10 protein-coding genes are annotated in these 10,939 nt (G+C 64.7%); 4 read left to right on the top strand and 6 right to left on the bottom strand.

Annotated features, from left to right (window positions below):
- The first annotated feature begins 103 nt into the window (after positions 1-103).
- The 4 genes from MU449_RS14440 to MU449_RS14425 are packed head-to-tail and all read left to right on the top strand — an operon-like array spanning position 104 to position 4,749.
- Positions 104-1,492, top strand: coding sequence for an ABC transporter substrate-binding protein (locus MU449_RS14440; protein ID WP_425310714.1), 1,389 nt, complete (start codon positions 104-106; stop codon positions 1,490-1,492).
- Positions 1,489-2,475, top strand: a complete 987-nt coding sequence (locus MU449_RS14435; RefSeq protein WP_244739338.1) for a carbohydrate ABC transporter permease — start codon at positions 1,489-1,491, stop codon at positions 2,473-2,475. Before MU449_RS14440 ends, MU449_RS14435 begins: the two co-directional genes overlap by 4 nt.
- A 1-nt stretch (position 2,476) precedes the next feature.
- Positions 2,477-3,652, top strand: coding sequence for a carbohydrate ABC transporter permease (locus MU449_RS14430; RefSeq protein WP_244739337.1), 1,176 nt, complete (start codon positions 2,477-2,479; stop codon positions 3,650-3,652).
- 2 nt (positions 3,653-3,654) lie between these two features.
- On the top strand, positions 3,655-4,749 hold the full coding sequence (locus MU449_RS14425; protein ID WP_244739336.1) for an ABC transporter ATP-binding protein: 1,095 nt from the start codon (positions 3,655-3,657) through the stop codon (positions 4,747-4,749).
- Positions 4,750-4,880: 131 nt separating this feature from the next.
- On the opposite strand, the gene leuD is transcribed toward MU449_RS14425, so the two are convergent.
- The 6 genes from leuD to MU449_RS14395 are packed head-to-tail and all read right to left on the bottom strand — an operon-like array spanning position 4,881 to position 10,829.
- Complete coding sequence (leuD, locus tag MU449_RS14420) at positions 4,881-5,501, bottom strand: 3-isopropylmalate dehydratase small subunit (protein ID WP_244739335.1); 621 nt, start codon at positions 5,499-5,501, stop codon at positions 4,881-4,883.
- On the bottom strand, positions 5,498-6,928 hold the full coding sequence (leuC, locus tag MU449_RS14415) for a 3-isopropylmalate dehydratase large subunit (RefSeq protein ID WP_425310690.1): 1,431 nt from the start codon (positions 6,926-6,928) through the stop codon (positions 5,498-5,500). Before leuC ends, leuD begins: the two co-directional genes overlap by 4 nt.
- A 13-nt stretch (positions 6,929-6,941) precedes the next feature.
- On the bottom strand, positions 6,942-7,805 hold the full coding sequence (locus MU449_RS14410) for an isocitrate lyase/PEP mutase family protein (RefSeq protein WP_244739331.1): 864 nt from the start codon (positions 7,803-7,805) through the stop codon (positions 6,942-6,944).
- A gap of 35 nt (positions 7,806-7,840) precedes the next feature.
- On the bottom strand, positions 7,841-9,334 hold the full coding sequence (locus tag MU449_RS14405; RefSeq protein ID WP_244739329.1) for a tripartite tricarboxylate transporter permease: 1,494 nt from the start codon (positions 9,332-9,334) through the stop codon (positions 7,841-7,843).
- A 5-nt stretch (positions 9,335-9,339) separates the two neighbouring features.
- Positions 9,340-9,810 (bottom strand): tripartite tricarboxylate transporter TctB family protein, encoded by a 471-nt coding sequence (locus MU449_RS14400; protein WP_244739328.1) that lies wholly within the window; start codon positions 9,808-9,810, stop codon positions 9,340-9,342.
- A gap of 20 nt (positions 9,811-9,830) precedes the next feature.
- Entirely contained in the window at positions 9,831-10,829 is a 999-nt protein-coding gene (locus tag MU449_RS14395; protein WP_244739327.1) for a Bug family tripartite tricarboxylate transporter substrate binding protein, read from the bottom strand.
- Between the last annotated feature and the right edge of the window lie 110 nt (positions 10,830-10,939).

Raw genomic sequence — 10,939 nt, 5'->3', positions numbered from 1 at the left:
GGCAAAAACACCCCGTCCGACACCCCTCGTCGGTCGCGATAATTTGATCCCGCCGCCTTTGCGGCTAGGTCAACGGGGGAACCCAAGACCGGAGGGGCATGTGATACGACATCCGCTACTTGTCGGCGCGCTTACATTTGTGGCCGGAACGGCCGGCGCACAGGACCTGCTGTTTCCTCCGGGCGAGGATGCGCGCTTTACCTGGGAAAGCTTCGACACCTTCGCCGCCGATCATGATCTGAGCGGACAGAGCGTGACAATTTCCGGCCCGTGGACGGCGGAGGATGAGGTCACGTTCCGGCGCATGTTCGAATATTTCGAAGCGGCCACAGGCGCGCGCGTGAACTACTCCGGTTCGGACAGTTTCGAACAGCAGATCGTCATCGACACCTCCGCCGGATCCCCCCCGGACATCGCGGTCTTCCCCCAGCCGGGTCTGGCGCGGGGGATGGCGGCGCAGGGACGTCTCGCCCCCCTTCCCGACGATACGGGCGACTGGCTGCGCGCGAATTACGCCGCCGGGGAAAGCTGGGTCGATCTTGTGACCTTTCCCGGCCCCGACGGGCGGGAGGCGGTCTTCGGAATGCCCTACAAGATCGACGTCAAATCCCTCGTCTTCTATTCGCCCGAAAACTTTGCCGCCATGGGATACGAGGTGCCCGGAACCATGGAGGACCTGAAATCCCTGACCGAACGGATCGTGTCGGATGGGGGTGTGCCGTGGTGCATCGGCCTTGGCGCGGGGGCCACCACCGGCTGGCCCGCCACGGATTGGGTCGAAGACCTGATGCTGCGCCTTCATCCGCCCGAGGTCTATGACCAGTGGGTCGCGCATGAGATCCCCTTCGACGATCCCCGTGTCGTCGAGGCGATCGAGGAGTTCGGATGGTTCGCCAAGACCGACGCCTTCGTGGACGGCGGTGCGGGCGGCGTGGGCTGGATCGACCACCGCGACAGCCCGACCGGCCTTTTCTCCATCCCCCCACGCTGCTTCCTGATGCATCAGGCGTCCTTCATCGGATCCTTCTTTCCACCGGATACCGAATTCGGCAGCGATGTCGATTTCTTCTACATGCCCCCCTATGCCAGCCACCCCGACCTGGGGCGCCCGGTTCTGGGGGCCGGAACCACCTTTGCCATCACGCGCGACACGCCGACGGCGCAGGCATTCGTGCACTTCCTGCGCACCCCCATCGCGCATGAGGTGTGGATGGCGCAGACGGGCCTCCTCTCCCCCCTCACCACCGCCAATCTCGATGCCTATGGCGATCCCACCCTGCGCGGCATGGGCGAGATTCTGGTCAACGCCGACACGTTCCGCTTCGACGCGTCCGACCTGATGCCGGGCGCCATCGGGGCGGCGGCGTTCTGGACCGGCATGATCGATTTCGTGGCCGGCGACAGCGCCGAGGATGCGGCCAACATGATCGAACGCACCTGGGTCAGCCTGGCCCGAACCGGCGGGCTTGATACGGAGGGAGAGGCGGAATGAACCAGATCCTTTTTGCAGGCCTGACCATCCTTGTCGGGGTCGCCGGGTGCCTTGCCTATTTCTGGCTGTCGAACATGGCGCTGGATCGCGTTTTTCCACCACGGGGCGCGTCGGCCAGCGCCAACCTGCGCCGGTCCGGCCGCATCCGCCCCTGGCTGTTTCTGGCCCCGGCCATCCTGTTTCTGGGCGTCTATCTCGTCTATCCCGTCTTCGCCTCGGTCTGGCTGGCGCTGTCGCAGGGGGGCGTTTTCGTGGGGATCGAGAATTTCGTCTGGCTTGTTCAGGATCCGAAATTCCGCGAAAGCCTGATCAACAACGTCCTGTGGTTGATCTTCGTGCCCAGCATGGCGACCTTGATCGGGTTGATCGCCGCCCAGCTGACCGACAACATCAAATGGGGCGCGATCGCCAAATCCCTCATCTTCATGCCGATGGCGATCAGTTTCGTCGGCGCGGCGGTGATCTGGAAATTCATCTATGAATTCCGCGCCGAAGGATTGGCCCAGATCGGCCTTCTGAACGCCTTCGTCACCACGCTTGGATTCGCGCCTCATGCCTGGCTGACCATTCCGCTTTTGAACACGTTCCTGCTGATGATGATCATGGTGTGGATGCAGGCCGGTTTTGCCATGGTCCTTCTGTCGGCCGCGCTGCGCGGCATTCCCGATGAAACGATCGAAGCCGCCATTCTGGACGGCGCGAACCCGTGGCAGGTGTTCTGGCGGGTGCAAGTGCCGCAGATCAAAGGCACCATCGCCGTCGTCTGGACCACCATCACGATCATGGTGCTCAAGATCTTCGACATCGTCTTTGCCATCACCAACGGGCAATGGGGAACGCAGGTTCTGGCGAACATGATGTATGACTGGTCCTTCCGCGCGGGTGATTTCAATCGCGGGGCGACCATCGCCATCGTCATCATGATTGCCGTCCTGCCGATCATGATCTGGAACATCCGCAATGCGCATCGGGAAAGGGACTAGGATGGACAACATCGCAGGCAAACGCGGCCATCTGACCTGGGCGCTGAACATCGCGGTTTTCGTGCTGGTGCTTTTGTGGACCATTCCCACCGTCGGGCTTCTGGTCTCCTCGTTCCGCGATGCGCAGCAGATCCAGACGTCCGGCTGGTGGACATCCCTCACCCCGCAGCAGGAAAGCTGGGCCGCACGGACCGGACCGCCGAATACCGCCATCCAGGCGGATGGAACCTATGTGCTGGAGGGCAACGTCTTCGGCGACGCTGCGGGCGAGGTGGTCGCCTTCGGCATATCGCCGATGGCCCCATCCGCGTTTCCCGCGGGGGAGACGGCGGAGCGCCAGGACGGCGGCACCCTAGCGGTGAATGCCGACGGCACATACCGCCTGACCCAGACCTTGCCCTTCGACGCGCCCGATGTGGTGGCCGGCGAAACCGCCACCGATGCCCCGCCCCGCGGGATACGGGTGTTCGTCACCTCCACCGAGCCGCCGGATTTCACCACCGGCAACTACGGCACCGTCCTGTCGGCGGAAGGCATGGGGCAATCCTTTCTCAACACCCTGACCGTGTCGATCCCGGCGACGGTGATCCCGATCCTCGTTGCGGCCTATGCCGCCTATGCGCTGGCCTGGATGACCTTTCCGGGGCGGGCGCTTCTGGTGTCGGCGGTGGTGGGGCTTCTGGTCGTGCCCCTGCAACTGTCGCTGATCCCGCTTTTGCAACTGCACAACGGGATCGGCCTCGGGCGCGGATATATCGGCGCCTGGCTTGCGCATACCGGGTTCGGCCTGCCCTTGGCGATCTATCTTCTGCGAAATTACATGGTCGGCCTGCCCCGAGAGGTGATTGAAAGCGCGCGGGTGGACGGGGCCACGGATTTCGAGATCTTCCGCAAGATCATCCTGCCCCTGTCCCTCCCCGCCCTTGCGGCGTTCGGCATCTTCCAGTTCCTGTGGACGTGGAACGATCTTCTCGTGGCCAAGGTCTTTCTTGGGACATCCGACACGCAGATGGTGATGACGGGTCGGATCGTGGAGCTTCTCGGGTCGCGCGGCAACAACTGGGAATTGCTGACCGCCGCGGCCTTCATCTCGATGATCGTGCCGCTTGTCGTGTTCTTTTCACTTCAGAAATACTTCGTTCGCGGCCTTCTTGCCGGTTCGGTAAAGGGAGGATAACCATGGCGAATGTCAAACTGACCGACATCTCCAAGTCATATGGCGGGACGGAGGTCCTCAAGAACATCGACCTCGATATCCGTCAGGGCGAACTTGTCGTCTTCGTCGGGCCGTCCGGCTGCGGAAAATCCACCCTGCTGCGCATGATCGCGGGGTTGGAGAAAATCTCCGGCGGGACGCTGGAGATCGACGGGTCCGTGGTGAATGACACGCCCCCCGCGCAACGGGGCATTGCGATGGTGTTCCAGTCCTACGCCCTTTATCCGCACATGACCGTGCGCGAGAATATGGGCTTTGCGCTGGACATCGCGAAGGTTCCCCGGGTGGACGCCGACGCCAAGGTGGCGAAGGCGGCCGAAACCCTGCAACTCACCCCGTATCTCGACCGGCTGCCCAAGGCGCTTTCGGGCGGCCAGCGGCAGCGCGTGGCCATCGGTCGCGCCATCGTCCGCGATCCCAAGGTCTATCTTTTCGACGAACCGCTCTCGAACCTCGACGCGGCCCTGCGGGTCGCCACACGGATCGAGATCGCCCAGTTGAAAGAGCGTATGCCCGACGCGACGATGATCTATGTGACCCACGATCAGGTGGAGGCGATGACGCTGGCCGACCGCATCGTGGTTCTGGCCGGCAAGGGCATCAGCCAGGTCGGCACCCCGCTGGACCTCTATGACGCCCCCGAGAACGAGTTCGTGGCCCGGTTCATCGGCTCCCCTTCCATGAACCTCATGTCGGGCACGATCACCCAGACCGGCACGGAGACGGTGGTCGCGCTCGATACCGGCGGCACGGCGCGCGCCGCGATCCCCACGGACGACCGGCATCTGGGGGCCAAGGTGAATGTCGGCGTGCGGCCCGAGGATTTCACCCTGACCGATGGTCCCGCCCTTTATTCCGGCCATGTGGACTATACCGAGGCTTTGGGAGAGGTCACCCTGCTCTATTTCGCGCCCGAAAATGGAGAGAGCGGGATTGTCGCGAAACTTCCGGGGACGCACCGGAATCACCGCCGGCAAACCCTTGCCCTGACGGCGGAGCCCGAGCGCGTTCACCTGTTTCTTGACGGGGTGTCCCTGAAACGTCCGCGCCGACCGTGATCCGGCCGCCCTGCCCGACAAATCGCGGCAGGGCGGGGTCCGGTCAGGTCAATCCCCGCATCGCTGCCGGGGTCGCGTAGGCGTAATCCAGACCCATTGCACAGGCCAGGCCCACGGGACCCGGCGCTGCGTCATCCCTCTCCCGCATAAAGCCAGGGTTGCGCGGCGCGGTGGCTGGCTTCGAACGCGCGCACGGCGGGCATCTCGCGGTTCAGGATCACGTCGATCTCGTCCCAGCCTTCCAGGAAGGCCTGCAGGGCGGACGCGCTCAGATCCAACCGCGCGACCTCTTTCCCCGACAGCGACAGGGACCGTTCGGGCAAGTCCAGCGCGAAAACGCCCCCCGCCTGCGCCTGCCGGGCCAGATCCTCACACGCCGCCTCGGGCAACGTCACCAGCAGCAACCCGTTCTTGCGCGCGTTGCCGGCGAAGATGTCGCCGAAATCCGGGGCGATCACCACACGGATCCCCCAATCCACCAATGCCCAGACCGCCTGTTCGCGCGAGGAACCGCAGCCGAAGCCCGGCCCGGCGATCAGCACCTGGGCCTCGCGCAGATCGGGATCGTTGAAGGGGTGGTCCGGCACCATCCGCCCCGTGGCGTCGAACCGGCGGTCGCGAAACAGGCAGTCGTCCATCCCGTCGCGGTCGATCTTCAAAAGAAAGCGCGCGGGAAAGATGATATCGGTGTCGATGTTGGGATCCATCAGGCAGATGGCCCGCGACGTCAGGGTGATCAGCGGCGTGCTCATGATGCGGGCCCCATCGTGCGGATATCGGTCAGCCCCCCCGTGATGGCGGCGGCGGCGGCCATGGCGGGCGACATGAGATGGGTGCGCCCCTCGCGCCCCTGCCGTCCTTCGAAATTGCGGTTCGAGGTGGAGGCGCAGCGCTGCCCCGGCTCCAGCCGGTCGTCGTTCATCGCCACGCACATGGAACAGCCGGCATCGCGCCATTCAAAGCCCGCTTGGGTGAACACGCGGTCGATCCCCTCGGCCTCGGCCGCCTGCTTGACCAATCCCGATCCGGGGACCACCATCGCCCGGACGGAGGGCGCCACCTTGCGCCCCCGCACCACATCCGCCGCCGCGCGCAGATCGGACAGGCGGCCATTCGTGCAGGACCCGATGAAGACGGCGTCCACGGGCGTGCCGGCAATGGGGGCACCCGCCTTCAGGCCCATATAGTCCAAGGCCCGCTGCACGCGCGCGCGCCGATGCGCATCCGGCATCGCCGCCGGATCGGGAATGATCGCGTCGATGGCAATGGCGTCTTCGGGCGAGGTGCCCCAGGTCACATGGGGGGCGACCGATGCGGCGTTCAGCACAACCTCCTTGTCGAACCGGGCCTCCGGGTCGCTGGGCAAGGTGCGCCAGTAATCCACGGCCCGATCCCACATCGCGCCTTTCGGGGCCATGGGGCGGCCCTTCAGCCACGCGAAGGTGGTCTCATCCGGGGCGATCAATGCGACACGGGCCCCGGCCTCGATCGCCATGTTGCACAGGGTCATGCGCGATTCCATCGTCATGTCGCGGATGGCGCGGCCCAGATATTCGATCGCATGGCCCGCCGCGCCGTTCGCCCCGATCCGCGCGATCAAGGCCAGCGCCAGATCCTTGGCGGTGACGCCCAAGGGCAGATCGCCCTCCACCCGGACGGCCATCGTTCCGGCCCGGCGTTGGGCCAGCGCCTGCGCGGCCATCACGATCCCGCATTCCGACGCCCCGACGCCGAAGGCCAGCGCCCCGAACGCCCCATGGGTGGAGGTGTGGCTGTCCCCGCAGGCCAGCGTGATGCCGGGCAGCGTAAAGCCCTGTTCGGGGCCCATGACATGAACGATGCCCTGGCGCCGGTCCCCCAGCGGAATATAGGGGATGCCGTGCCGTGCCACGTTCTCCTCCAGCCGCGCCGTCTGGGCACGCGCCTGCAGATCGGCGATCGGGCGGTTCCGATGGCGCGTCGGCACCGCATGATCCGGCACCGCAAGGTTCGCGGCCGGACGGTGCGGCCCGATCCCGCGTCGGTCCAGCGCCACGAAGGATTGCGGCGTGGACACTTCGTGCAGCAGGTGCCTGTCGACATAAAGCAATGTGGAGCCGTCTTCGCGTTCGCGCACGACATGACTGTCCCAGATCTTGTGATACAACGTGCGACCGGTGCCGGTGGCTGGCATGGGCATTCCCCTTTCGTGATCAGGCCGTCTCGACCCATTCCTTCTCGAAGGCCCAGACATCTTCGAAGCCCAGAAGCTTGTTCATCTCGGCAAAGGAATAAAGGTCGATGTCGTCGCTGGTGATGCCGTTCGCCAGAAGGTCGCCATACGCCTTTTCCAGCGCCCGCGTGACCGCAAGGAACCCGATGGCCGGATGGATGGCGATGGAATAGCCCATGGCGCTCAGCCGGTCGGCCGACAGAAGCGGCGTGCGCCCGCCATTGACCATATTGGCGAAAAGCGGCGCCTTGATCGCGTCCGAGACCGCGATCATCTCCTCCTCGCTTTCGGGGGATTCGATGAAGATCACGTCGGCCCCCGCTTCGGCATAGCCTTGGCCGCGGCGAATGGCCTCGTCGATGCCCAGGCCGGTGCGGCTGTCGGTCCGGGCGATGATCAGGAAGTCGTCGGATTTTCGCGTGCGGGCCGCAACTTCGATCTTGCGCTGCATGTCGGCCATCGGAATGACGCGGCGGAACGGCGTATGCCCGCACTTCTTGGGAAATTCCTGATCCTCGATCTGGATCGCGGTGACGCCGGCGGCCTCATACCCCTCGACGGTGGTGCGCACGTTCAACAGGCCGCCATACCCGGTATCGGCGTCGGCGATGACCGGCTTTTCGGTGCGCTTGCAGATCTGGGCGATGCGTTCCAGCATGTCGCGATAGGTGGCGATGCCCGCATCGGGAATGCCAAGATAGGACGCCACCGTGCCGTATCCGGTCACATACAGGGCCTTGGCGTCCATCCGGTCGGCCATGAGGGCCGAAATCAGGTCGAACACGCCCGGGGCGACGACGAAGTCCTTGGCAGCAATTGCCTGTTTCAAACGGGGATCGGCCATGTTCGTTTCTCCTCAACGATGAAAATGGATGAGCGTCAGCGCGATCTGCGCCGCGCCATGACGGTGATTGCCATCGCCACGGTGGCGATGATGACAACAAGCAGCACCAGCGAGATCGGCCGCGTCGCGATGGGGGTCAGACCGCCGCCGCCCAACTGCCAGGTCCGGACCAGATTGCCTTCCATCATCAGCCCAAGAAGCAGGCCGATCACGACGGCGACGACGGAATACCCATAGCGTTTCAGCACCACGCCCAGGATCGCGAACACGACAAGCGTGATCGGCCCCGACATGCTGGAGGACAGGGCATAGCTGCCCAGGGCGGTGCAGATCACGATGGGGGGCAGCAGATAGGCCAGGGGAACGCGGACGATATAGACGACCAGCCGGATGAAGAAGATGCCGATCATCGCCAGCAGCACGGCCTGGATCAGGTTGCCCGCGATGATAGCATAGACGATGTCCTTCTGGTCGCTGATGAACCGCGGCCCCCCCGTCACGTTGTGCATCGAAAACGCGGACAGCATGATCGCGGTCGCGGCGCTGGACGGAATGCCCAAGGCCAGAAGTCCGACCATGGATCCGCCTTCCGAGGAGGAATTGGCGGATTCGGCGGCGACGACGCCGTTCGGGTTGCCTTTGCCGAAGGTCTCCGGCTCGCTCGAGACGCGCTGCGCGATGGTATAGGAGACGAGGTTGGCGATGGAGGATCCGATGCCGGGAACCACCCCCAGCCCCGCCCCCAGCACGGAGCCGCGCCAAAGCGTGCGCAGGTTGTGACGTATGTCGGCAAAGCCGGACGCGATCTCGCGCAGCGAGACATGGCGCTTTTCGCGGGCATCGACCAGATAGTCCTGCTTGACCAGCCGGAACAGTTCCGAGGCCGCGAAGATCCCGATGATGGCGGCGTTCGTGTCGATCCCGTCCAGAAGATAGATCGACCCGAACGTCCCCCGCTCGATCCCGGCCGAGCTCATGCCGATCAGGGCCAGCAGAACCCCGATGGAACCGCCGACCACGGCCCGCCAGAAATACCCCTCGGCCATCAGCCCGATCAGCAAAAGGCCGACGACGGCGATCAGGAACAGTTCGGGCGGCCCCAGCCGCAGCACGAACCCCGAGATCGGCTCAAGAATGACGAACAGCAGGACATATCCGATGGCCGTCCCGACCGTGGAGGCCGCCAGCGCAAGGCCAAGCGCACGGTTGTGCTCCCCCCGACGGGCCATGGGATAGCCGTCGAAGCAGGTCGCGATGGAGGCCGACGTGCCGGGCACGTTCATCAGGATGGCCGGGATGGACCCGCCGAACCCGCCCCCGGTGAAGATCGCCGTCAGGAACAGAATCGAATTCAGAAAATCCATGTAGAGGGTCATCGGCAGGAAGACCGCCATCGCGATCGGCACCGACAGCCCCGGCACCGCGCCGAACACCAGCCCGATGATCAGCCCCAGCGGCACCACGACCCAGGCCGCGGGGGAGGACATCAGCAAGGAAAACGCATCAAGGATCGCGGCGAAGTCCAACATCGCGCCTACTCCAGAAACATCGTGGGGACGGGCATTCCCATCGGGCCCTGCAGGATCCAGACCGGCACGAGGCCCGTCAGCACGGCATAGACGCCGATGGCGATCCAGTTGCGCTGCCCCATCAGGATCATCGTTCCCGCGCAGAACGCCATGCCCGCCGCATCATAGCCCAACGGCTCCAGCGCCAGCACATAGAGAAGGAAGGCCACGCAGCCGATCGCCACGCCGAAGCGGCTGCGCAGGCTGCCATCGCCCGGCCCCCCTTCGGGGTGGGACGCGTCGCGCGCGGGGTGCATCAGCAGGCCTGCGGCGATCGCGGCCACCAGACACAGGGCCAGCGCCGCGACCGGCCCGATCAGGATCATGTTCACCAGCGTCGGGTCCGCCCGCCATGCCGAGGCGGTGAACCACAGCACGAAGGCCGCGACGAGGGCGAGCAGACCGAAATGGCCGGCCCGGTTCGCTGTCATGTTCATGGCGTGACCTTTCGGCAAGGTTACATCTGCGGAATGTATTTGGCGAAGATGTCGTAGCTCTCCTGCAGCGCCTGCGCCGTCTGCTCGGGCCCCAGCCAGTCCGCCCCAATCTCGCCCTTTGCCGCAAAGGCCTGGAACTCATCGCTTTCCAGCATCGCGCGATAGGCGGTGACAAGCTGCTCGTAGATCTCGGGATGGCTTTGCCGCAGGCTTGAATGCACCGACAGGCAGCGCAGATCGGCGGCGATCACCGGCACCTCCACATTCATGGGGGCCAGCGCCTCGTTGATTGCCGGTGCGTCCCAGCGGGCGGGGTCCGCCTCCTGGCGATAGACCGCAAGCGCGCGGACCTGATCCGCGATGACGTTGCTGCCAAGCGCCGCCGTGACCGAGAACGTCACCTGATTGCCCGCCACGGCCGTGCGCATAGGCCCGCCGCCGTCATAGGTGATCCAGTTCACGTTCTCACGCGGGATCCCCATTGTATCCAGAAGGATGAGCGCCGAGATATGCCCCCCGTCGCCCGGAATGATCGCGCAGCTGACCTTGCCGGGGTTGTCGCGGATGTCGACCAACAGCTCCTGCATGGTCTGGTAGGGCTGCGCGTTGTTCACGAACACCGCGTAATAGTCCTGCCACTGGCCATTGATATGGTGGAAATCGTCCCAGTTCAGCCCCCCTTGCCCGCGCAGCACGTTGGAGATCAGATACGGGTTGACCGGCGAGACGAGGGCCGTGGATCCATCGTCCGGCTGACGGATGAACCAGCTGTGCCCAAGCGCCCCCGATCCGCCCGCGCGGTTGACCACGGTGACCGGCGTGCCCCCCAGATGGGCCGGCAGAAACTGCGCGATGGCGCGCGCCAGACGGTCCGCCGACCCGCCGGCATCGAAGGGCACCACCAGCGTCAGCCGTCGGACGGGATAGGCCGCTTGCGCGAATGCGGGCCCGGACCCGAACCGTGCGACCAAGGGCGCGGCCAGCGCCGTTCCCAGGATTTGGCGACGTGATATCGACATGACATTCCTCCCCTTTGAATACATTATCGCGATTTATATCGGCATTTATTTCCGAACTCTGTCGATATTGTATCCATTCTGTCAACAGTGGATGATGTGTTGAAAAATTT

Origin of the sequence: Falsirhodobacter halotolerans (assembly GCF_022899245.1) — a bacterium.
Taxonomy (GTDB): Bacteria; Pseudomonadota; Alphaproteobacteria; order Rhodobacterales; family Rhodobacteraceae; genus Falsirhodobacter; species Falsirhodobacter halotolerans.
Note: the sequence above shows the minus strand (reverse complement) of the source record. Positions and strands in the feature narration are given on the sequence as shown.